This is a genomic window from Robiginitalea sp. (genome assembly GCF_982776155.1).
The window spans coordinates 386343-408842 of the sequence record NZ_CEXZKX010000001.1 but is presented as its reverse complement, the minus strand read 5'-3'; the positions used below and the strand labels follow the sequence as shown (position 1 = coordinate 408842).

Genomic DNA, 22500 nt, shown 5'->3' with positions numbered 1-22500 from the left:
ATGGGAAAAAAAATACAGCTGGATTCCATCGAGTCCGCCATTGAAGATATCCGGCAGGGCAAGGTCATCATTGTGGTGGACGATGAAAACCGGGAGAATGAAGGCGACTTTATCGCGGCGGCCGAAAAGGTAACCCCGGAGATGATCAACTTTATGGCCACCCACGGCAGGGGCCTGATCTGCGCCCCGCTTACCGAGGAGCGATGCGATGCGCTCGACCTGAAAATGATGGTGGAAAACAACACGGTGCTGCACCACACGCAATTTACCGTATCGGTAGACCTGATCGGGTATGGCTGTACGACGGGCATCTCCGTCCACGACCGCGCCAAAACGATCCAGGCCCTGGTGAACCCGGACATCCGGCCGGAGGAACTCGGCCGTCCCGGCCACATATTCCCGCTCCGCGCCAAAAACGGGGGAGTATTGCGGCGCGTGGGCCATACAGAGGCCGCCGTCGATTTTGCCCGGCTGGCGGGATTCCAACCGGCGGGAATCCTCGTGGAGGTGCTCAACGAGGACGGCACCATGGCCCGGTTGCCCGAACTGGCCCGGGTGGCGCGCAAATTCAACCTGAAGCTCGTTTCTATCGAAGATTTGGTCGCGTACCGGATGAAGCACGACAGCCTGATCCGCAAAGAGGCCTCTTTTGACGTCAAAACCCGGTTCGGGGAATACCGGCTCCACGCCTACCGTCAAACCACCAACGACCAGATACACCTGGCCCTCACCAAAGGTGCCTGGAAGGACGGCGACCCGGTGCTTACCCGGATCAATTCCACCCTGGTGAACAACGACATCCTGGGGACGCTGACCAACGATGCAGACAAAAAACTGGACGATATGTTCCGGGCACTGAACGATGAAGGTACGGGAGCCATAGTTTTTATCAACCAGCCCAGCGAATCCCTGAACCTGCTCTCGCGGATCAGGGGTCTGGAGGAAAACCAGGCGAAAGGCATCCTCAAAGCCCCGGGAATCGAAATGGACACCAAGGATTTTGGGATTGGCGCACAGATACTCCACGACCTGCGGATCCAGAAAATCCGGCTGATGACCAACAGCTCCCAGGCCAAGCGCGTCGGGATCGTCGGCTACGGGTTGGAAATAGTGGATTACGTGCCTTATTGATCGATTTCTGCGGCGCTGGTTACTACTGTCTTGACGGCAGCTTCGGTTGCGCTAAGCACAAATCTCCCCAATGACCGTAGACAGCGCTGCGGCACGCCTGCGGGTTTCTTCCTCCGACCACGATAATTTGATCAGTACCGACAGGCAACGGCCCATCCAGGCATCGGAATCGGGAAAGTCCCGGTCGTTGGCTTCCCGGGTCCGCCGGGCAGTCTCTGCCGGCAGGGCCCCGAGGGATTTCAACCCTTTCAGGTGCTCCCAACGACGGTGGTAGTGCCAATTGTTGTCGTACCAGTAAAAGACCCCGTCCACCCCGGCTTCGGATAGCTCCCGTTGCGCACGACGGGCGCTGTCGGCGTCCGGCAGGAAAAAATTCAAAAAGGAATAATTCTGGACCCCGCCCCCGGGGACGCGGCGTAAAACAACCCCTGGAATTTCCCTGACGGCCCCCTCCAGCACCTCGTAGTGACGTTTCTGAATGCCGATAAAGTCGTCCAGGCGGGCGAGTTGTGCCAGGCCGACAGCAGCGTGCAATTCGGAGATCCTGTAATTGTACCCCAAATGGGGATGGCCTTCCGCCCCCCGGTCCCTGCCGACATGGTCGTGCCCGTGGTCGCTGTAGGCCTGGGCTTTTTCGTATATATCCGGGGAGTGCGTAATGACGGCCCCGCCCTCCCCGCAGGTTATGGTCTTTACGAAATCAAACGAGAAACAACCCGCCTCCCCGATACTCCCCAGCGGCTTGCCTTTATAGGAGCCGCCGATTGCCTGGCAGGCGTCCTCCACCAGTAGCAGGCCGTGCTTCCCGGCCAGGGCCTGGAGCGCTTCCAGGTCTGCCATGGACCCGCACATATGCACCGGCATGATGGCCCGGGTCTTTTCCGTGATCAGCCCGGAAACCGCCCCGGGGTCCAGGGTCAGCGTATCATCGACGTCGCAGAGCACTGGTACCGCCCCTAAGGACAACACCGCCTCAAAACTGGCCACAAAGGTGAACACCGGCAGGATCACTTCGTCCCCCGCCCCCACCCCGGCGCTTGCAAGGGCTACCGTTAAGGCCGCCGTGCCGCTGCTCACCAGGTGCGCATGCGGGGTTTCCATGCGTCCGGCGAGGGCGGATTCCAGTTCCCGTGCCTTCCAGTGGCCGTTGCGCATCGGCTCAAAACCATATCGCATCAGAACGCCGCTGTCCAGAACGTCCTGAACGGATTGCTTTTCCTTCTCTCCAAATAATTCAAAACCGGGCATAGCTTTACTTTTCTTCGATTGTATAGACGGAGCGCTCGAGTTTCCGCCGGACTTTTTTGAAACCGGAAAAAATATCCTCAGGGGAACGATACCCCACCGGCATGGCCAGGACAGCTGTGAGCCCACGGTCTTCCAGGCCGAGGACCCGATCGTAGGCCTCCGGGTCAAAACCTTCCATCGGGCAGGAATCGATACGCTCAAAAGCGCAGTAAGTCAGCAGGTTGCCCATGGCCAGATACGCCTGGTGGGTGGCCCAGATGCGCACCTCCTCCGACGGTTTCCCACGGAAACGCTGCTGTAACTCCCGGCGATACGGGTCGAGGATTTCCCCTGAGGTACCCCGGACTTCCCGAACCCGGTTAAAATAGGCCTCGATATACGCGCTATCCACGGCTTTTTCGATGCAAAAAATGAGTAAATGCGAGGCATCCGCTACCTGTCGTTGCCCATAGGAATGTGCCACCAACTCCTCCTGCAGGGTTTTGTGCCGGAGAACTACGAGTTGGATGGGTTGTAACCCGTAGGAAGTGGCCGTCAGGTTGAACGCCCGCTTAAGGCCATCCACCTGTTCGGCTGTCAGTGACCGCTCCGGATCGAATTTCTTCACCGCGTAGCGCCAGTTCAATGCGTCGAGATGCCGTTCCATAGCCATTATGTAAAAAACCAGAGTTTAACTGCCATCACCAGGATCATCGCAATCAGAAAGCCCTTGATATACCCGTCGCCCCGACCCACGGAAATCCGGCTCGAGAACCAGGCTCCGAGCATGTTCCCGATGGCCAGTACCAGCCCCACCTTCCAGATGACCTTGTCGTTGACGATAAACACAATCAGGGCCGCAATCGTATAGATACAGACCACGGCCACCTTGGTCGCATTGGTGCGGACCAGGTCCATCCGGTGGAAGTAGTGCAGGAATAGAATGATAATAAACCCGACTCCTGCATTGATAAAGCCCCCGTAAATGCCGATAAAAAAAAATGCCAGGCAGCCGGCCCACAGATACCGGCCGGTCAGGCGTTCCTGGAGCGTATCGATCTGCACCCCGGGCTTAAAAGTGATTACCAGTACGACCACGACCATGATAATAGCCAGGATCCGGTTGAACAATTCACCCGAAATATCCACGGCCAGGTACGCACCGATCAGCGAACCGGCCACCGCGGCGAGACCCAGGTAGCCGTTGAACGGGAAGGTGCTCACCCCTTTACTGCGAAATCCGGCCGTAGCCATGGCGGTCTGCAGGACAATGGCCACACGGTTGGTACCGTTGGCCACCGCCGGGGGCAGCCCCAGCCAGATAAGCACGGGGAGGGAGATCAGGGAGGCCCCGCCGGCTACCGTATTGATAAAACCAACGGCGAATCCCACAACGACCAGTAACAAGTAGTGGTACCAGGTATCCATTGGGGCAAAAATAAGGGATATTTTAGTTCTTTAATTACCTCAATTTTCTGGTTGATTTTTAGTATCTTAGGTTGGTTACGGGCATACTAAACAAAAAAGAGATCCCTCAACCTGCTCCCGCAAACCCGTAGCGGGAATCTCTTCCGATACAATCCGGTTTTTCCGGGATTGTCTGAACCTTTACGCCCCCGTCCCGGGCGACACCCTCCCCCGCCAACATCACACAATCGGCATGGAATGTTCCGTGTCTATCAACCAATTAATTGTAACCGATGAAAAATTTAATGCTCATTTTGTTGCTGGCGCCTTTTGCATTATGCGCCCAGGAATCCATGGGGTACCCCATGTTTACGAACATTATGCTTACCCCCAACATGGCCGAGATCGCCGAATTGGAGGCCGGATTGAAGGAACATAACCAGAAATACCACCAGGACGGGGCTGCCGGGGCCCGGGTTTACTGGGTAATGAACGGAGTAAACTCGGATAACTATGTCTGGACTATGGGGCCCCACACCTGGGCCACCATGGATGAGATGGAAATGGGCGGCGACCATTTTGACCACTGGAACAATGCCGTACTGGCCCATACAACCGGCACGGTCACCCATACCTGGCGGTTCTATCCGGACAAATCGAATTTCAGCGAGGACTTTAAGCTGAAGTACCTGAATGTATTTATCGCAGACATGGCCCGGTTCCAAAATGAAACGTTCATGCGCGTTGTCGATCAGGTACGGGAGGTATACGCCCAAAAAATGGCGGATGTCCCCTACGGAATCTATTTCAATACGATGGCCACCTCGGACGGGATGGATTTTGCCTGGGTGGATTTCTTCGATAAAATGACCTTTATGGGCGAAGGGGACGAATTTCCCGCCTGGTTTGAAGAAGTCCACGGTTCCGGGAGTTTTCCGAAATTCCTGGAAGACTGGCAAACCGCCTCAGTCAGTGAAACCACCGAGTTATGGATGTACCGGGAGGACCTGAGCGGCCTGGGCGCGGATGTGGCTGCAGCCGATCGGCAATAGCCGGTTTCCGACCATATTCTGAAATAAAAAAGTGCTCCTCCCGGAGCACTTTTCCATTTTTGCCACCAGGAAACGGGCCGCTATGGCTACGGCCCGCCGCGCTGATGAACTAGCAGCTAATCCCACAAAGCAACTATCGTTTCAGGCGCATTCGAGCTGCCTGATTTTCTGCAAGGCCTCAGACTTGGAATTCACATCCAGTTTCAGGTATATATTCTGGATATGGAAATTGATCGTGCTGGTGGTCACGAACAGTTTTTCGGCCATGGATTTATAGGTCATCCCCTGCCCGAGGCATTCGATGATTTCGTTTTCGCGTTCCGAAAAATTGGCATAATGCTTCCGGCGAAACATGGAGATCACCTGTTTGGCAATATCGTGGCTGAGAGCAGCCCCTTCGTATTTGATCGAATCCAGGGCCTGCTCCAGTCGTTTCTTGCTCACCGGTTTGGTCAGGTACCCGACCGCGCCCAGTTTGAAGGACTTCTTGATGGTCTCGAAATCCGTTTCATCGCTCACCATGATGACCTTGGCATCGGCATCCCGTTTGCGAAATTCGGCAATCCCGGCCACACCGCATCCCTCTGGCAGGTGTACCTCAGAAAGGACGATGTCCGGTTGGATTCTCGGATAGTCCTCCAGGGCTTCTGCCACAGAGGAATAGATCCCCGCGAGGTCGTAATCGCGGTAGGTGTTGAAATAATAAGGATAGGCTTCCAGAAAGCGGATATCGCTGTCGATGACCATGACCTTTAAAGTAGTAGTTTTCATAAGCGTAAGATTTGGGTTGTATTGGGTTTGGGGTTTGAATAACGCTTCCGGTTTGGGCTGGGAATCCCAGGCCCTTTACCCGGAGGTACGGGCCACAAGGAAACCGCGCGGCAGATTCGCGGGGAGTTTTTGAGATAAACTATCCCTGGCGCAGTCCGTTTCCGGCCTGCTCCTGAGCTCCTTCAATAAATGGTTTCAGGTGAATCCTGTTACGCTGGCGCCTTGCGTTTCCGGCGAAGACTCAGCCGTTGGGGCCGGCTGTTCGCATGGGTTCTGGTAGCGGGTGCTGCGTTTCGGAAAATTCCCGGGGCCGATGGCCTGCCCGGGAACCGGCAGTGTGGATTGAATCCTGGGTGCCGTGCTTTCGGGGGTAAAAGTACGTCATGATTCTGGGGATTTGGGTTGTAAACTGGTTGTGTTGTATCTATTCGAAAAGTACGGATATTCAATTAATTCACCGAGCATTTGCAGGAATTTTCGATCAAGTGCACGCCGGTGGTGCAGTTCGTCGAAAATTTGCCAAAAAACAGACCGGGCGGTCTGTGGAACCAGGTGACAGAAAGGGGTTGGCTCCGCAATAAAAGGGTTTGGTTCCGCAATAAATAAAGCCCGCTATCCGCAATTGGAAAGCAGGCCTTACTTCTATCGGGTCCGTTGGATGGACCGGACCACGGCTGGACCGCTGGTGGGCTACCGGGAGGGTTTATTTTCTGGGGCGCAAACCCTGTCCCCGGAGATGGCCAGCCGCTTTTTTCCGATCCGGACTCAATTTTGAAGGGGTTATTCCTCCTGGAAGCTCACCTCTGCGGTAGCAACCGGATTGTACACCTCCATGATCCACTTCTCGTCCTGGTACTTCCCGCTCAGGTCTGTGTGGTGGGCCATGTCGGCTTCCCCCTTAGATGAAAAATCGGCCAGATATACATAATACAACCCGTTCTCCGTGTTATAGAATTGCCGCGCATCCAAACCTTTCTCTTTCAATGACTTTACGAAAGCGTTTAAATACTTCTTGTTCTTGTAAACATTGGCAATCAGATAATAACCAGAAGATACCCCAACGATATCCGACCGATTTTTAGCTCGTATTGGTAATTCTTTGAAATCCCGCTTTGCCACGGGCTTATAGGGTTCCGGGGCGGCAGGCTTCCGGGTCTCGGCAGCCGCTACCGCAGTGGTGATATTCCTGCGCCCGGCAGGCGGCACCACCCGCTCGGGTGTTTGGTCCTGGTTGCGGATCTCATTGCGGATGGTCCGTACCAGGCTCTCGAATTTCTGTTCAAAAAGGGCAGTTCGCGCTTCTTCGATGGAATCCTGGCGCATCATGAGTTCGTCCAGGATCATGCGGTTCTCCCAGGCCAGGGATTGTTCGCTGACCACTGCATCCGCATCACGGGCCGCGCGCAACTCCAGCAACTGGTCCTCATAATTCCGCACAATCGCATCGATTTGTTTGTCCTTGCTCATTGTACCGGCATCGACAAAGATCTCCCCGTTGTCCTCGTCGTCCTTAAAGGTATAGGCCAGAGACAGCTCGTGGTTCCACCCGAGGTTGGAGCCCGTATCCGACAAATCCTTCTCCATCAGGTAGCCCAGGGACAACTTTTGATTCAGGTTGAAGCCGAGCCCCATGGACAGGCCGTAGGTGGCGTCGTAGGTAGTCTGCACCCAACCGTAATTCGGCAGGTCCAGCAGCAGGGAGCCGATATAGGCAATGCGGTCTTCGGCGTCCATTCCAACCTGGACCAGCGGCATCAGCCGCCCGTTCTCAAAAAGGCCGGACGCCCCGCCGAGCGGTTGGGTATACTGCAGGGCCCCGTGGAGGTTGCGGGCTTCAAACCCGGTGAGCAACTCGTTGGTGGTCTGGTTGTACCGGATCAGGTCCTTGCCGTACAGGGCCACATCGAAGCGGCCTACGGACAGGGCCACCCCGGGCTGGACGGAAATCTTGCTCTCCTTGGTGCTTTCCTCCAGGGTGGGGTCGGTTTCCGGGGTAACGATCCGATTCCGGGCGAGCCCCTGGCTCACATAAGTGATGTTGGTGCCAAACGTCAATTTACTTTTATCGCCCAGGCGGACGGCGGTGGCGTAATTGGCATTGAAGCCGAATTCCTGGACCACGCCTTCCCACTGACCGTATACGCCAATCCCCAGGGCCGTCCGCTCATTGAGCTTGTTGCTGAATCCCAGGTAATAATTCTGGATATTATCCTCGTAGGTGGCATACTGGTTCCTGTGCAGGATGTTCAGGTAGGATTTATTCTCCCTGACCAGCGAAAATGTGGGATTGATCAGGAACCTGTTGAAAAACAACTGGTTGTGGAACGGGCTCTTTACTTTGAAATCGCCCTCGGGTTCTCCGGTCTGCTGGCTTCGGACGGACTGCCCGAAGCAGAGCAGGGAAAACAGCAGCACAGCGGCCGTTTTGATGTCGAAATGGTTACAGACTTTCATCGGGTTGTATTTTTCGGGGTTGATGGGGGTGTTCCCTGGGGTGGTCCGCCGCCGGTTGCATCCCGGCGGCAGGCGGGTCAGTCAAAGTTCCGGGCAATCAATCCTCAAACATGGTGTTTGCATAAGACTGGGAGGGCTCCGTAGCCAATATTTCCTTAAAACTGTACCGGTTTTCGGCCACGTGGTTGTTCTCCGCGTCAAAATAGGAGAATACCAGTTGCTGGATGTCATCCCGGGCGGCTCCCCGGTTCGACATGACATAGGCAATGCCGTCTTCGGTTTGCAGGTTCAGGGCAAACTCATCCTCCATACTGTTGAACGGGCTGCCGATATTGATGGCAAGCCCCACACTGCGGCGAGCCACACGTGCGGCGTACAGGTCCAGCCCGCCGTATCCGTCGTGGCCGTCAGAGGCAAAGAAGAGGATATCGCCTCCAGCCAGGCTGGGGTATAAATCATTCTTCCGCGTATTGATCTTTTCACCCATGTTCCGGGGGGCACCCGTGCTTCCATCCCTGCCGATATCGGCTACGTAGATATCGAATTTCCCGAAGGTACCGGGCATATCCGAGGCGAAATACAGACGGGATCCATCGGCGGATACGGCCGGGTGCATGGCCGAAGCGTACTTCGGGGCCACGGCTACTTCCCGTACATTCCCCCATTGGCCGTTGATGTTTTCGGCACGGAAGATCTTATGTACCAATTGTTTTTTGGAGAAAATCCCGTAAAGGGGCTTTACAAACACCGCTTTGCTGAAATAGGCGGTACGCCCGTCGGCCGTTACCGATACCGGCGGCAGGTATGCATTTTGCACAGCCGCCCGCTCGGATTGCATCTGAACGAGATCCGCTTCCGACAGAGCCCGTAGGGCATCCAGGCTCTCGGTATTCGGATAGGCATCGTTACGGCCGAATTCGGGCATTTTATAATTCTCCGCCAGAGATCGGGTGAGCTGCGCGGCATGCGAGCTCCGCTCGATCTGATAGTCGTCTTTGATCCGGGAGACCCAGTCGCGCTGGGCTACTACTTCCGAATATTGGATAATGCCAGCCTTGTGCATGGCGTATTTATAGCGCTCCTGATAACTTTCGGGTATGGCGCGGATTCCGGCCAGGTCTACCAGTTTCTGGTACCAGAAGGCCGCTGACTCGTAGTTTTCCGTCAGGAAGTTTACATTTCCGAGGTCTTCGTATATCTCCCGTTCGGAATACCCGAGCTTCACCAGCTTCAGATAATCATCGACGCGCTTGTCGGCTTCCTTGCTGGCCGTATGCCGGGCATCAGCAATTCTGTCGCTCTGGGCACTCATGCTGAGGGTTGTGAGCAGGCACAGGGTTCCGAGGAGGTTTTTAAGGGTGAATATTCTTTTCATAACACACAGATTTTGGGGTTCGGTGAGTCAAATGTCAAAAGAGCAGGCAGGAATCCCTTATGAATTTTTCACAGGTTTTTGGCAAAACCGCTGCGGATTTTGTTAAAATTCATAAGATGCCCTATCATTTTTTCACAGTTTCGGGTAACGACCACATTCTCACGATCAATGAATCGGTATCCGGGGAGCTTGCTACCAAACAGTGAAATCCGCCTGGATTTGGTCGGATAATAGTGCCGTTTATCGAGATTTTTCTCCTCGAAATTTCACCTGACTGACTCGTTTTTGGCTAAATTGCTAAATATTCAACTCATTTTCAGGCACCTGTGTTCAAGATGCTCCGCAGGATACAGAAAATGGAACCCGGGTACCACATTGTGGTCCCGGATTGTTAGTCCGGGATGGCCCCATCCCCGACATTCCCCCATAAAACCTGCTTACGGGTAGCCTAAATTTTGATTCATTGGGAATGCTGAGACATTTACTTTGGCTGTTCTTCCTGGCACTGCATGCGGCCGGCGCCGGGCAATACAACCGGGATAGCCTGCTGCAGGTCCTGCCGGGGCTCCCGGAAGACAGCGTCCGGGTCCAGGTATTGCTCGACCTGAGTTGGGCCTATTTCCGGTCGGACCTCAACAAGTCACTGGATTACGCCAACCGGACAGAAACCCTGGCTCGGAAACTCGGTCTTACCGAGAAACTGGCAGCTTCCAAACGCATCAAGAGTTTTACACTCTCCGGGCTGGGCAATTACCGGGAAGCGGATTCGCTGCTTGTCAGCGCATTGGCCGACTACCGCCTGGCGGGCAACCAAAAAATGATCGCCAACTGCTACAGCGAACTGGGGTGGCTCAAGCGCTTGCAAAACGATCCGGCTGCCGCCGTGGATTACTTTGGCCAGGCCATCGACCTGGCCGGAAAGGCCGGTGATATAAACACCCAGGCCCAGGCGTACAACTACCTGGCGGGCCTCTATGCAGATCAAAAGCAATACGATAAGGCTATTGAAAATTACGAAGAGGCCCTTGAACGGGTGCGGCAGCTCGATATACAGCCGGGGATATCGGCCTGCCTGACGAACCTCGCAGCCGTTTACACGGAGCTTGGCCAAAACGAGAAAGCCATTGCCCTGAACCGGGAAGCCCTTCCCATCAAAGAGGCTACCGGCGACCTCCTCGGTGCGGGCCGCGTATTGAACAACCTGGGGATTGCCTTCAATGAATTGTCCGAATACGCACGGGCACGGGAGGTATTACAGCGCGCGGATTCCCTGGCCCGGGAGGTGGGTAACGAACGGCTCGTGAACACGGTGGGCTACAGCCTGTCCGTCACAGCCTATGGCCTCGGGGAATACAGGCGCAGCATCGATCTTTGCCAGCGGCTGCTGGACCGTGAGCCGCCGGTAACGGACCTGGAGTTGCTCAGCAAGATCTACCGGCGCCTGTACCTGGCTTACGGCGCCCTGGGGGACTACCAGCGGGCATTTGAAAGCGCAGAAAATTGGGGCCGCGTTACCGACAGCCTGTATGACGAGAATATCCTGAAGGCCACCAACGAGATAGAGGCGCGGTATCAGAGCGAAAGAAAAAATCAGGAGATTGCGCTGCTTGCGTCGGAGAAGAGCCTGCAGCAATTACAACTCAACAAACGGGTCAATGAACGCAATGGGATTATCGGGCTGTCCTTGCTGGTGCTCCTGCTGGCAGGCCTGATCTACAACCAGTATCGGCTCAAGCAGCGCTCCAACCTGGAATTGCAGGAGCTCGACCGGTTGAAATCCGGTTTTTTTGCCAATATTTCGCATGAATTCCGCACCCCGCTCACCCTGATCAAAGGCCCGATTGAAAAACTCGAACAGAACCCCGGGGAAACCCTGAGCCGTGAAGAGGTTCGGATGATCCGCCGCAATACGCAGCGCGTACTCGGCCTGGTGAACCAATTGCTGGACCTCTCCCGTATTGACCAGGGGGAACTCCGGTTAAAGCCTACCGAAGGGGACGTATTCAAATGCCTGCGGGCGGCAGCCTCAGCCTTTAACTCTCACGCGGCCCAACGCCGCATGGATTATTCCGTCCGCATCCCCACCGATAGCCTGTGGGCATCGTTCGACCGGGATAAAATTGAACAGGTTGTTTACAACCTCCTCAGCAATGCCTTTAAATTCTGCGAGGACGGCGGGACAGTGGCATTTGAAGCCACATATAAAGACGAATTGCTCACCATGCAGGTGGCGGACAGTGGCCGGGGGATTCCCTCCGGCGACCTGCCCTATATATTCGACCGGTTCTACCAGGCCCAGGGCGGCATGACCAGGGACCGGGAAGGTTCCGGCATCGGCCTGGCCCTATCCCGCGACCTGGTGGAACTGATGGACGGAACGATCACTGTGGAAAGTGAGGAAGGAGAAGGAGCCCGGTTTACGGTTCAGCTACCCCTGCGGGCCATCCGAACCCGCGGACATGGGGAAATGCAGGACCCGCAAAACACGCTGCAGGAAGCCGAACCCCCAAAGGCATTTGCATTCCGTTCCCCGGACCGAAGGAACCTGCCGCTTGTATTGCTGGTAGAAGACAACCCGGACATGCGGCAGTTTATCTGCGACGGCTTGATTGACGCCTATCGCACCCTTACGGCCCGGGACGGGGAAGAAGGTTTGAAACTGGCCATATCCAGGAATCCGGACCTGGTTATCACCGACCTGATGATGCCCCGTATGGACGGCGTGGAAATGACTGAGAAATTGAAGACCCGTATCGAAACCAGCCATATCCCCGTGGTTATGCTAACGGCCCGCGCGGGCATGGAAAATAAACTCGAAGGGCTCGAAACCGGTGCGGATGATTACCTGACCAAACCCTTTGATACGCGCGAACTCCGCGTTCGGGTTGCCAACCTCATACGCCAGCGCCAGCGATTGCGCGACCACTATCAGCAACAGGCACATGCCGTGGTACCCGAAGAGGTTACGGCCACCTCCCTGGACCAGCAATTCCTGGAGCGCCTGCACGCATTGCTGGAAGCGGAGCATGCAGACCCCGAGTTCGGGTTGCCACAGATGCAGCGCTCCCTCGGGATGAGTAAGACCCAATTGCACCGGAAAGTCCGGGCCCTGACCAACACGGCACCCGGGACCCTGTTGCGGAACTTCCGCCTGGACCGCGCTGCCCAGCTGCTCCGCCAGGACGCAGACACAGTTACGCAAGTGGCCTATCAGGTGGGCTTTAACAACCTGTCCTATTTTTCCAAGTGCTTTCGGGAACGCCACGGGGCCTCTCCTTCCACCTTCTGCGATTAATCACGAAGCACTTATTTGTCAGTATTCGGAACCCCTGTGTTAGCAGGGTCACACCCGGACTGCTAGTTTTGGAACTGACCCAAAATCCCCCGGAAACTATTATCGGAACACTTAAAAATCAGCATTATGAAACGAACACTGTATGTATTGATTGTACTATTCCTGGGAATGCCTGCTCTGCAGGCCCAGGACATTGCCTTCGGGGTAAAGGCCGGGTTAAACCTGGCAAGTCTGGGGGGCGATTTTGAAAACGGGGGTAAAAGCCGCACATCCTTTCACCTGGGGGGCGTGGCCGAAATCCCGCTGACGGACCAACTCGCCATCCAACCGGAACTGCTCTATTCCGGCCAGGGGGCCATAGACGAGGATGACACCGATGAGATCTGGCGCGTGGATTACCTGGTGATCCCGGTGATCCTGAAATACTTTGTGGCCGATGGCCTGAGCCTGGAAGCCGGGCCGCAACTGGGCATTCTGCTCAAAGCCGAAGTGGAAGACAACGGAGAGACAGAGGATTTCAAAGATATTGTGAAATCGACGGATATCGGGTTGAACCTCGGGTTGGGATACAAACTGGACGGCGGTTTGAATTTCGGGGCTCGTTACTACTTCGGTGGAGATATCAACAGCACGGAAGGTGACATCAAGGTGACCAACTCCGTGGTCATGTTATCTGTTGGATACTTTTTTTAAATAACGGCAATCATGAAAACATATTCGATATTCGCAGCTTTTTGCTGCCTGCTCGTACTGATGGGCTGTTCCTCGGATTCCAGCGATACAGCCCCAGAGTCCAGCGATCCCTATTTTAATTTTACCATTGTGGATCAATCCGGAAAGGCCACATTCACCGGCTCCTCTATTCACTTTAATTCCAATTTTACGGATGTCAAAAACGGAGAAGGGGAAGACACCGTCCTCAATACCATTGTAGTGGTGGCGCAGGATACGGAAGGAAAAGAAACCCTGACGCTCGGTATCACCATGGAAGAAGAAGTAACCACGGGAACCTACAAGGTTGGGACGGACCTGTTCTCATTTTTCCATGCGTTCGTCAATTATTCGCGGAACATCCAGGAGGATCAACTGGGTTCCCAGTCCGATGACGGCACCTTCACGATATCCTCTATCAGTGGATCCGTAATCCGGGGGTCCATCAACATCGATGCTTCCGGTTCCGCGGGGGATCTCCTGATAACCGGGGAATTCGTGGCAACCGGGATTTAGACCTGGCAAACGGTTAGGTGTTCCGGTTCTGCAATTCGCAAATCGGATGGAAGGCCCCGGTTCTGCCGGGGCCTGTTATTGGGAGGCTGCTCCTATTCGTTATCCCTTGGGGTATATCCTGCCGGGGTGTGTATTTTTTTGACGCCCCGCTTTCTCCATTGTCGGCATTGGCCTATCTTCAGCCGGGAAAAATCCCGGAGCCCCGGCTACGGTACGAATCATTAATAATTAATTTATATCACTTCATGCATCCCGCCTTCCATCCGCAGACCTGGATTAAAACAACCATTTGCATCCTCCTTGCAACCCTTACCCATCCCGCAACCACAGCCCAGTACCAAACCGGATATACCCCGGAATCGGCAATCAACCAGCAATCCGTGGAATCGGAATATCTGGAGGCCGTGGATTTTCAAAAGTTCAGGAAGCACCTCGAACAATTGACCCGGAAACCCCACGTGGCGGGTACCCAGGCAAACCGGGAGGTAGCGGATTACATCGCTTCCGTCATGCAGGAGGCAGGTATGGAAGTAGACCGGTATCCCTATGATATCTATATGTCCGGGGATGGTGGCAGCTCCGGGGTGGAACTGGTTACGCCTATCCGCCTGCCGCTCAACCAACAGGAATACATCCTTCCGGAAGACCCCTTCTCTACCGACCCTACATTGGGGAAAGGTTGGAATGCCTATTCGGGCAGCGGGGACGTAACGGCAGAAGTTGTCTATGCCAATTACGGAACACTTCAAGACTTCGAATACCTGGAAAATTCAGGGATAACGGTGGAAGGGAAAATAGTCATTGCGCGGTACGGCGGGAATTTCAGGGGCTACAAGGCCAAGTTTGCCGAACAATACGGGGCTGTGGGCCTGATTATTTACACGGATCCGGCCGATAGCGGTTACACCCGCGGGCTGGTTTACCCGGAAGGGGCTTATTACAATGAAAGTGGCATCCAGAGGGGCTCTGTCCTGACTTTGAATTACACCGGCGACCCCCTGACGCCTTTTGAACCTGCCCTGCCGCTTGACGGCAAACAAAAGGTAGATCGGCTGGACCCGGCCAGTACGGCACTGCCCGGTATACCCGTATTGCCCCTCCCCTATGGTTCTGCAAAGGAAATCCTGGGCAGGATGCAGGGCGATGTGGTCCCGGCGGCGTGGCAGGGAGGGCTGCCATTTACCTACCGGCTCACAGGTGGTGGTGAGCTCACCCTCAGGATGCACGTTGATCAGAAACGGGATATGGTCCGGGTGGCGAATGTAGTGGGCAGGTTTGAAGGAGCCGTCTACCCGGATGAATGGATTATCCTGGGGTGCCATTTGGATGCCTGGGCTTTCGGGGCAACAGACCCGAATAGCGGCACAGCCATGCTGTTGACGATGAGCGAAGCCCTCGGGGCCCTGGCAGAACGCGGAGTAAAACCCCGGAGGTCTATCCTGATCGGCCATTGGGATGCAGAGGAACACGGCATCATCGGATCTGCTGAATGGGTGGAGCAAATGAAGGGGGAACTCAATGCAAAAGCCGTTGCCTACATGAATTTTGACGGGGGTGTTTCCGGCAAAAATATCGGCGCCTCTGCCTCCCCGACCCTCAAAAAGTTGTTGACGGAAACCGCAAAAAAAGTGGATTACCCCTACTCGGGGAACTCCCTGTACGACCAGTGGAGGAACGGACAGGACGCGCCCTCCATCGGCAATCTCGGAGGCGGTTCGGATCATGTTGGGTTTTATATGCATGTGGGCGTACCATCCCTGAGCGGCGGAGCTGGAGGCCCTACATTGTATCATACAAACTACGATGATTTTCACTACTACAAGACCTTTGTTGACCCTGAGTTTCAAATGGGTGGGACCATCGGACAATGGGCCGGCCTGATGGCGCTCCGGATGGCAAATGCCGATTTGATCCCCTATGCACTCACGCAATATGCCACGGACCTGAAAGGCCATTTTGCCCGTGCCGTGGAAAAAATCAAGGCGTACGACGGGGATTTCAAAGGGTTTGAACAGGTCAACCAGGTCGTTCCGGAACTGGAGCAGAGTGCCCTGGAACTCTCCCGGGAAATAGAGGCATTACTTATGAAAGAGGAGCTATCCAAAGCCCGGGCCCAGCGAATCAACCGGGAACTCATTGCCCTTGAAAAGAGCTTTATAGATGACAAGGGGATGTATTTTGGCTCCTGGTATAAATCCCTTTATGCTTCCACTGATCCGTTCAGCGGGTATGCTTCCTGGATCCTTCCGGGACTCGAGTATGAAATTACCGAGAAATCTACCAATCGCCTGGAAGAGTGGGACACCCGGTATGCCGATGCCATCCGTTCGCTGGCGAATAAGATGCGGGCGCTGGCACAGGGGCTGTAACACCCATTCCATGGGGGTGCAGAATGCTCCTCCCTAAAAGAGAAATCGCTCATTCCCGGACAATATAGGGATCCTCGGCGGCTTGTTGTTGCCGGTCTGTGGCCACGTACAGGGAGGCAAAGGCTGCCTTGATCCACATCACCGAAACGAATGCCCCCACCACCAGGCACAGCAGCCCTAAAATAAATATCGGAATGGCAAGCAGGCCCATGCCGAATATCCGGAAACCCTGGCCGCGGGTCATTTCCCAGCTTTTTTCAATCGCCGCGATGGGCTCCAGGCCCTTATCCATAACCAGGTAGGAAACAAAGACCAGCCGGCAGGCCAAAATGATGCCCGGGATGATCAGGAACAGGAACCCCAGGATGATCAGTGCAGAGGTAAGCAGATGGGCCAGTACAATATGCAGGTAGTTTTCCCGGAATCCCTGCACCACTGCCTGGATCTCCAGGGGTTCTTCCCGGACCGCCCGCACAAACAGCAGGTCTCCCCCATAACTGAAAACTGGCAGGACCAGCAGGGTATAAATCAAGGCCAGTAAATGCAACAAGGGGGAAAGCAAAGACTCATCCCAATCCGAATCCCTGGCCACAGAAGCCGGGGATTCCGCAAACATGAGGAATATGACCAGGAGGAATAGAAAGAGAAAGGATTTAAGCATTTGTTGCCAGCCAAACGCATAACTGCTGGTGAGGCCGGGTTGGGGTAAGGAGCCGGAAGTTTGCATGGATATCTGATTTGAAGCGAATATAGGCCACCAGCCTGTTTGAAACATCCAACTTTGGTAGTGATTCTTAAAACACTACCGAAGTAGGGCCTGGTACGCCGGGCTTTTTATATACTTTTAGGTCGATAAAGCCCAGCCTTGATCCGAATCCTGTTCATCCTCGCTTTCCTCCTCTGCTCCGCCATTGCCCTGGGCTGCATCTGGATGGGCCGTCAAACCGTCGTAACGTACGATTCACAATTCCACAAAAAGTATTTCTACTACCTGGTTTTCTTTTATGCCTACGCCTTCTATGCGCTCTGGGGGCCTTTTGGCCTCAGGGAATTGATGCTTTTTGGCGGGATGCAGCCGGAAACGGTCAACAATACGGCCCGCTGGCTGCCGCTCCTGGCCCTGCCGTTTGCCGGGGTCGGCTGGTTGCTGTACAGTACGCTGGGTTTTGCCCTGGCCGGTTCCCGAAAAGTACCCGGCCACACTATCGGGGTGGTCGCAATGGCCGGGTTGATGCTGCCCGTAGTATGGATATTCGGCTATTTGAATGCAGTTTCAGGAGATGTCTCCGACCCGGCGTGGCCCCTCGTTCTGGCAGGGGCTGCCCTTTGGCCGGACTTTATTAGCACGGCCTTTGTGGTTGGCGCCCTGCTTTTAAGGCGAAAAAAATCAGGCGGCCGACCCAACCGATATGCTATGCGTTTTGCCTGGGGGGTTGCCCTGGCCCTGATCCTGCGGATTGTCGGGCTGGGACTGATTACCCGGGAATCCTTCCTGGCAGCCCCGGGCCTGTTGGTGTACTTCCTCTCAGCGGCCCTGCCCTTTTTGTATAGTTACCGGGTGTCCGACCGCCTTTTCCAGCCCGTATTCCCGGAGACCACCCACAAAGGGAAACTGCAACACCTGATTGAAACATATGGGATTACCCCCAGGGAACAGGATGTTATTGAAAAGATTTGCGAAGGGAAGACCAACCGGCAGATTGCTGATGAGCTGTTTATCAGCCTGCAAACCGTCAAGGACCACACCCACCGGATTTACTCAAAAGTAGGGATCAACAGCCGGTTAAAACTCGTACAGTTGCTCAATGGATAATAAACTGCATCCAGTCTGAAGACTCCCGATACCCTTCAACCGGTTCCGCGTCGTTCAAAGTCCGCAGCCGCGTGAGCAATTGGCGGACGTCCGCTTCCATGTGCTTCCGGGTATTCGCATACAGGTCGGAGCGGAAACCAGCCTCCGTCATCACCTCCACGTATTGCAGGGAGGCTACACGGGCCATCACCCGGCCCAGGGACACCAATTGGCGCTGCGGCAGGTTCTCCCCTATTTGAAAATCGAATAAATCGCCAAACTGGTCGGCTACGCGGCTGGTGAGGGGCTCCCCGGCCAGGTGCCGCTTCAGGTGCAGGTCCTTGCTCTTCTTCATGGCCTTGATCATCCCTTCGGCGATCTGGGTGTAAAGCATTTCATTGGAACCTTCGAATATCTGGAAAGGCCGGCTGTCGACTATCCCCCGGCCGGCAACATGGTCGAGTTTATAACCGGCGGACCCGTTGAGCTGTACGCAAATCTGGGCGGACTCCTGCATCAGGTCGGTCACCAGGGCCTTCATCACATTGGCCTCCATGCCCCGGGTGGCGAGTTCCTGATCGATACCGCTCATCCCGGAACTCCGGGCACACATGCCCGAACACAATGAGTAAGCCGCCTGGATCCGAGACAACTGATACCTCACGGAGTCCATCTCGGCGAGTTTTTTACCCGCAACCATCCGCTGGTCTGTGTGCTGCAATGCTTCGTCCAGCATCCTCCGAATAAAGCCCATGGCCATTCCGGGGAACTGCAGCCGGCTCCTGTGCAGGATATCCAGCATCATCTTGATCCCGGTGCGCGGCGCCTGGAGCCTTTGATTGTCCGGTACTTCCAGGTCCAGGGTATTCAGGCCGTAGGGAATCATGTACAACCCCAGGTTGTTGAAGTACTTCTCCACCTGGATCTGCTGTCCGGGCATATTCTCCGCTGTGACAAAAAAATCGATGTCCCGGGCTAAGTCGCCGGAAGGGTTTGCTTTCCGGGCAGCAACGATCCAGTAATCGGCCATCCCGGTGAGGCCCTGCCAGTGCTTCTTACCCTTGATGCGATAGCCGTTTTCGGTCTCGGTATACTGCGTTTGCATATTCAGGGCGTCGCTGCCGTAATCCGGTTCCGTGATCATCAACCCGCCCATCGCTTTATCGTTTAAGAAGCGATCAAAAATACCTTTCTGGATCTCCTCGTGGCCATACTTGGCGAGGGGCTCCATGAACAGGGCGATATTGATCCCGAATGTGAGGGACAGCGGCAGGGATTCATAGGAGGCAGCCGCCAATACCCCCAGACATTCGGAAACGTGCAGTCCCCGCCCGCCGAATTCCTCCGGTATGGCCACCGAAAGTGGCTGCATCCCCATAATGTCATCCCACACGGCATCCGGCAATCCGCGTTCCAGACTGAGGGCGTCGATATTGTTGTCGTCGTGGAACAAATTGCTCAGGCCTTCACTGAACCGGGTGATAAAGTCATTGAAATTCTCTCGCATAATCATAATACATAAAAGACCCTGGTTAACTTACAAAATCCAGGAATAACGATCGGTTGTTTATGGTATATCTGTTTTCCGACTGGGTTTTTACAAATATCTCCATTTTTCCGCTGTCGGAAGAATTATCCCGGAGGTTTTCATGCGCTATCGGGTTATCCTGGCCGCTATTTAATACTTCTCCCATAGGAATATTAAATATTTGTGTATATTTTCAGTATCCAAACATCCACTATATCCAGAACAGTAATCAAATTGAGTTTTCAATCATTGTAATTGACCGGAAGCATTACTGAAATAAATTCTTAATAGACGTTGTCCCCGGACAACTTTTTGGATTGTGGAAATACCCGAAGACACGCTGAGAAATGAATTGTTAAACCTCCTGGGGTTCACCGAGGCTTTTCTGGAATCCCTGGTGGATGGCCTGATTGTACTGGACACCTCGGGGAGGATCGTCCTGGTCAACAAAGCATTCTGCCGGATTACGGGTTTTGAAGAAAAGGAGCTGCTCGAATCTGGAATCCCCTACCCGTTCTGGCCCCCGGAATACCATGAAGAATTCGGGGATGGCTTAAAAAAGAACCTTGGCGAAGATTTCAAAGGGGAATTTGCCACTATACATACCCGGAAGGACGGGGAGCGCTTCTCGGTGGCCATTTCCACCTCTGCCATCCGAAATTCAGAAGGCAAAGTGATTTCACATCTCGGGCTTATGCAGGACCTGACACTCAAGAGTGCGGAGCCGCCCCTTAAAGACAATCATTTTGGATTTTTTACCACCCTGCATTACCGCAGGCAGTACCTGGAACGAATTCTGGACAATATCGGGGACCCGATCTTTATGAAGGACCAGGAAAGCCATCTTTTGCTTGTCAATGATGCATTCTGTGCAGCTTTCGGGCTCAAGAAATCGGAAATTATCGGAAAAACACTGGCCGAAGACGTCAGTCCGGAGGAACGCGAGAGTTTTTTGAAAATAGACAGGGAGGTCCTGAATTCCGGGGTTGAGAATGTAAATGAGGAAACACTCACGGTCCGGGGTGGGGATACGCGGATTATCTCGACCAAGAAATCGCGATTTACCGATGAGGCCGGCAATCATTTCCTCATTGGCATTATCCGGGATATCACAGAACGCAAACGGGCGGAACAGGCCCTGGAAGATCGCGCCCGAAGGTCGGAAATAAAAAAAGATGCCATCCTGAAATTGGCCGGGATGGCACAGGATGACCTGCAGGAAACCTTCCGGCGGATAACCAAGCTTGCGGCTCAGACCCTGGAACTGGAACGCGTCAGTATCTGGAAGTTCACCAATTCCGGAAACGAGATTCTCTGCGAGGCATTATATATCGAAAATGAGGGCCAACACCGTCGGGGCGACCGGCTTACCCGTGCGGATTGCCCAAACTATTTCAAACTGCTGGAGCAGCAGAAAAGCGTCCTGGTACCCAATGCCCAGGAGGATCCGGCCACTGCGGATTTCGGGCCGGGCTACCTGAAGCCCAACGGGATCAAATCCCTCATGGACGTTTTTGTTTACAGCGCGCACCAGCCCTATGGCATCCTGTGTTTTGAGCACGTCGGGCCGGGGATCAGGAGCTGGACAGCAGAGGATCTGGAATTTGCCTCCTCCATGGCCAATGTTGTGTCGCTGATGGTGGAAAGCAATGAACGGAAAAAGGCCGAGGAACAAATCAGGCAAGCCAACCTGGAATTATCCAAAGCCAATAAGGAACTGGACGCGCTGAGGAAAAGGCTGGAACAGGAAAATATGTACCTGCGGAATGAACTGGACCTGGCATTCAACTACCAGGAAATGGTATATAGCAGCCAGGCCATCAGCCAGGTGCTAACAGAGGTGGAACAGGTGGCCGCCACTAATGCCACAGTCCTGCTCCAGGGGGAGTCGGGCACCGGCAAGGAATTGCTGGCCAGGGCCATCCACAATATCAGTCCGCGAAGCGGGAAACCGATGATCAAGGTAAACTGTGCAGCCATCCCCGGGGAATTGCTGGAAAGCGAATTATTCGGCCATAAAAAAGGGGCCTTTACGGGGGCCGTCAGCAATAAGGTCGGGAAATTTGAGCTGGCAGACGGAGGCACCCTGTTTTTAGACGAAATCGGTGAATTGCCCCTGGAGATGCAGCCAAAACTCCTCCGGTTTTTGCAGGAAGGAGAGATTGAGGTGGTCGGGGGTACGGAAGTGCGGAAACTGGACGTCCGTATCATCGCTGCGACCAACCGGTACCTGAAGGAGGAAGTGGAAAAGGGGGATTTCCGGGAGGACCTGTATTTCCGCATCAATGTCTTCCCGATCGAGGTGCCGCCCTTGCGGGAACGCAAGGAAGACATCCCGATACTCGTGGAGCACTTTATGGATAAATTCAACCGGAAGTACGGGAAGAATATTTCCTTTGTTACAGAGGAAGCGATGTCTCAACTCAAACAATACGAATGGCCGGGAAATATCCGGGAGCTCGAAAACCTCCTGGAACGGGCCACCATTGTATCCCAGGGAGAAACGTTGGTTATCCCGGGCTTTGAATCGCAAAGCCAGAAATCAAAAATGCCCCTGCGCAACAATAATCTGTCCCTGACAACTGTCCAGCGGAACCACATCCTGCACGTACTCGATATGTGCGACTGGAAAATAACCGGCCAGGGAGGGGCGGCAGAGCTCCTGGACATGAGACCGAGTACGCTGCGGGACCGAATGCAAAAACTGGGTATAGAAAGACCCGGGTAGTATCGCGGTATGCCGTGATTTTCCCTGTTTACGATTCTTCGGTAACGGAATACCGTCACTTCCCTGTCGGATCCTTCCGTTTTTATCCAGGGTCTAACCCCTTGTCTATAAACTCACTATACGTTTCCAAATTCTTTTTGGCAC

16 protein-coding genes are annotated in these 22500 nt (G+C 54.4%); 8 read left to right on the top strand and 8 right to left on the bottom strand.

The window, feature by feature from the left end; genetic code table 11:
* Window positions 1–1131 (top strand): 3,4-dihydroxy-2-butanone-4-phosphate synthase, encoded by a 1131-nt coding sequence (ribB, locus tag AC3DKS_RS01620; protein ID WP_015754817.1) that lies wholly within the window; start codon window positions 1–3, stop codon window positions 1129–1131.
* Between the two features lie 51 nt (window positions 1132–1182).
* Here ribB and AC3DKS_RS01615 read toward each other — a convergent pair whose 3' ends face one another.
* Genes AC3DKS_RS01615 through AC3DKS_RS01605 form a run of 3 tightly spaced genes read right to left on the bottom strand, consistent with a single transcriptional unit; the run spans window position 1183 to window position 3786 of the window.
* The gene (locus tag AC3DKS_RS01615) at window positions 1183–2379 is read right to left on the bottom strand and encodes a DegT/DnrJ/EryC1/StrS family aminotransferase (RefSeq protein WP_272607229.1); all 1197 of its coding nucleotides are present in this window, start codon (window positions 2377–2379) and stop codon (window positions 1183–1185) included.
* A gap of 4 nt (window positions 2380–2383) precedes the next feature.
* Window positions 2384–3031, bottom strand: a complete 648-nt coding sequence (locus AC3DKS_RS01610) for an NAD(P)H-dependent oxidoreductase (RefSeq protein WP_272607228.1) — start codon at window positions 3029–3031, stop codon at window positions 2384–2386.
* The gene (locus tag AC3DKS_RS01605) at window positions 3031–3786 is read right to left on the bottom strand and encodes a sulfite exporter TauE/SafE family protein (protein ID WP_272607227.1); all 756 of its coding nucleotides are present in this window, start codon (window positions 3784–3786) and stop codon (window positions 3031–3033) included. Before AC3DKS_RS01605 ends, AC3DKS_RS01610 begins: the two co-directional genes overlap by 1 nt.
* Window positions 3787–4058: 272 nt before the next feature.
* Between AC3DKS_RS01605 and AC3DKS_RS01600 the strand changes: the two genes are divergently transcribed.
* Entirely contained in the window at window positions 4059–4817 is a 759-nt protein-coding gene (locus AC3DKS_RS01600; RefSeq protein WP_015754812.1) for a hypothetical protein, read from the top strand.
* 141 nt (window positions 4818–4958) lie between these two features.
* On the opposite strand, the gene AC3DKS_RS01595 is transcribed toward AC3DKS_RS01600, so the two are convergent.
* From AC3DKS_RS01595 to AC3DKS_RS01585, 3 genes are all read right to left on the bottom strand, one after another.
* Window positions 4959–5588: a response regulator transcription factor gene (locus AC3DKS_RS01595; RefSeq protein ID WP_272607226.1), complete on the bottom strand. Its 630-nt coding sequence runs from the start codon at window positions 5586–5588 to the stop codon at window positions 4959–4961.
* Window positions 5589–6368: 780 nt separating this feature from the next.
* On the bottom strand, window positions 6369–8042 hold the full coding sequence (locus tag AC3DKS_RS01590) for a PorP/SprF family type IX secretion system membrane protein (protein ID WP_272607225.1): 1674 nt from the start codon (window positions 8040–8042) through the stop codon (window positions 6369–6371).
* Window positions 8043–8139: 97 nt separating this feature from the next.
* Entirely contained in the window at window positions 8140–9417 is a 1278-nt protein-coding gene (locus tag AC3DKS_RS01585; RefSeq protein ID WP_272607224.1) for a TolB family protein, read from the bottom strand.
* 469 nt (window positions 9418–9886) lie between these two features.
* Between AC3DKS_RS01585 and AC3DKS_RS01580 the strand changes: the two genes are divergently transcribed.
* The 4 genes from AC3DKS_RS01580 to AC3DKS_RS01565 all read left to right on the top strand — a co-directional run bounded on the left by AC3DKS_RS01580 (window position 9887) and on the right by AC3DKS_RS01565 (window position 16308).
* On the top strand, window positions 9887–12712 hold the full coding sequence (locus AC3DKS_RS01580; RefSeq protein WP_272607223.1) for a tetratricopeptide repeat protein: 2826 nt from the start codon (window positions 9887–9889) through the stop codon (window positions 12710–12712).
* A 126-nt stretch (window positions 12713–12838) separates the two neighbouring features.
* Window positions 12839–13405, top strand: coding sequence for a porin family protein (locus AC3DKS_RS01575; RefSeq protein WP_272607222.1), 567 nt, complete (start codon window positions 12839–12841; stop codon window positions 13403–13405).
* Between the two features lie 12 nt (window positions 13406–13417).
* Window positions 13418–13939 carry a hypothetical protein gene (locus AC3DKS_RS01570; protein ID WP_272607221.1) on the top strand — a complete coding sequence of 174 codons (522 nt, stop codon included), beginning with the start codon at window positions 13418–13420 and terminating at the stop codon, window positions 13937–13939.
* Between the two features lie 245 nt (window positions 13940–14184).
* Window positions 14185–16308 (top strand): M28 family peptidase, encoded by a 2124-nt coding sequence (locus AC3DKS_RS01565; RefSeq protein WP_474731467.1) that lies wholly within the window; start codon window positions 14185–14187, stop codon window positions 16306–16308.
* 49 nt (window positions 16309–16357) lie between these two features.
* Here AC3DKS_RS01565 and AC3DKS_RS01560 read toward each other — a convergent pair whose 3' ends face one another.
* A complete protein-coding gene (locus tag AC3DKS_RS01560) occupies window positions 16358–17035 on the bottom strand; it encodes a hypothetical protein (protein ID WP_015754802.1) in 678 nt (225 codons plus the stop codon).
* Window positions 17036–17173: 138 nt separating this feature from the next.
* Between AC3DKS_RS01560 and AC3DKS_RS01555 the strand changes: the two genes are divergently transcribed.
* Window positions 17174–18121 carry a helix-turn-helix transcriptional regulator gene (locus tag AC3DKS_RS01555; RefSeq protein WP_272607219.1) on the top strand — a complete coding sequence of 316 codons (948 nt, stop codon included), beginning with the start codon at window positions 17174–17176 and terminating at the stop codon, window positions 18119–18121.
* Here AC3DKS_RS01555 and AC3DKS_RS01550 read toward each other — a convergent pair.
* Window positions 18111–19613 (bottom strand): acyl-CoA dehydrogenase family protein, encoded by a 1503-nt coding sequence (locus AC3DKS_RS01550; protein ID WP_430930917.1) that lies wholly within the window; start codon window positions 19611–19613, stop codon window positions 18111–18113. The genes AC3DKS_RS01555 and AC3DKS_RS01550 overlap by 11 nt on opposite strands.
* Window positions 19614–19947: 334 nt before the next feature.
* Between AC3DKS_RS01550 and AC3DKS_RS01545 the strand changes: the two genes are divergently transcribed.
* Window positions 19948–22356: a sigma 54-interacting transcriptional regulator gene (locus AC3DKS_RS01545; protein ID WP_272607217.1), complete on the top strand. Its 2409-nt coding sequence runs from the start codon at window positions 19948–19950 to the stop codon at window positions 22354–22356.
* The last annotated feature ends 144 nt before the right edge of the window (window positions 22357–22500 follow it).

What these genes read in the sequence shown, in the direction of transcription:
- ribB (WP_015754817.1), top strand. Translation starts at nt 1, where the DNA reads ATGGGAAAAAAAATACAGCTGGATTCCATCGAGTCCGCCATTGAAGAT.
- AC3DKS_RS01615 (WP_272607229.1), bottom strand. Translation starts at nt 2,379, where the DNA reads ATGCCCGGTTTTGAATTATTTGGAGAGAAGGAAAAGCAATCCGTTCAG.
- AC3DKS_RS01610 (WP_272607228.1), bottom strand. Translation starts at nt 3,031, where the DNA reads ATGGCTATGGAACGGCATCTCGACGCATTGAACTGGCGCTACGCGGTG.
- AC3DKS_RS01605 (WP_272607227.1), bottom strand. Translation starts at nt 3,786, where the DNA reads ATGGATACCTGGTACCACTACTTGTTACTGGTCGTTGTGGGATTCGCC.
- AC3DKS_RS01600 (WP_015754812.1), top strand. Translation starts at nt 4,059, where the DNA reads ATGAAAAATTTAATGCTCATTTTGTTGCTGGCGCCTTTTGCATTATGC.
- AC3DKS_RS01595 (WP_272607226.1), bottom strand. Translation starts at nt 5,588, where the DNA reads ATGAAAACTACTACTTTAAAGGTCATGGTCATCGACAGCGATATCCGC.
- AC3DKS_RS01590 (WP_272607225.1), bottom strand. Translation starts at nt 8,042, where the DNA reads ATGAAAGTCTGTAACCATTTCGACATCAAAACGGCCGCTGTGCTGCTG.
- AC3DKS_RS01585 (WP_272607224.1), bottom strand. Translation starts at nt 9,417, where the DNA reads ATGAAAAGAATATTCACCCTTAAAAACCTCCTCGGAACCCTGTGCCTG.
- AC3DKS_RS01580 (WP_272607223.1), top strand. Translation starts at nt 9,887, where the DNA reads ATGCTGAGACATTTACTTTGGCTGTTCTTCCTGGCACTGCATGCGGCC.
- AC3DKS_RS01575 (WP_272607222.1), top strand. Translation starts at nt 12,839, where the DNA reads ATGAAACGAACACTGTATGTATTGATTGTACTATTCCTGGGAATGCCT.
- AC3DKS_RS01570 (WP_272607221.1), top strand. Translation starts at nt 13,418, where the DNA reads ATGAAAACATATTCGATATTCGCAGCTTTTTGCTGCCTGCTCGTACTG.
- AC3DKS_RS01565 (WP_474731467.1), top strand. Translation starts at nt 14,185, where the DNA reads ATGCATCCCGCCTTCCATCCGCAGACCTGGATTAAAACAACCATTTGC.
- AC3DKS_RS01560 (WP_015754802.1), bottom strand. Translation starts at nt 17,035, where the DNA reads ATGCAAACTTCCGGCTCCTTACCCCAACCCGGCCTCACCAGCAGTTAT.
- AC3DKS_RS01550 (WP_430930917.1), bottom strand. Translation starts at nt 19,613, where the DNA reads ATGATTATGCGAGAGAATTTCAATGACTTTATCACCCGGTTCAGTGAA.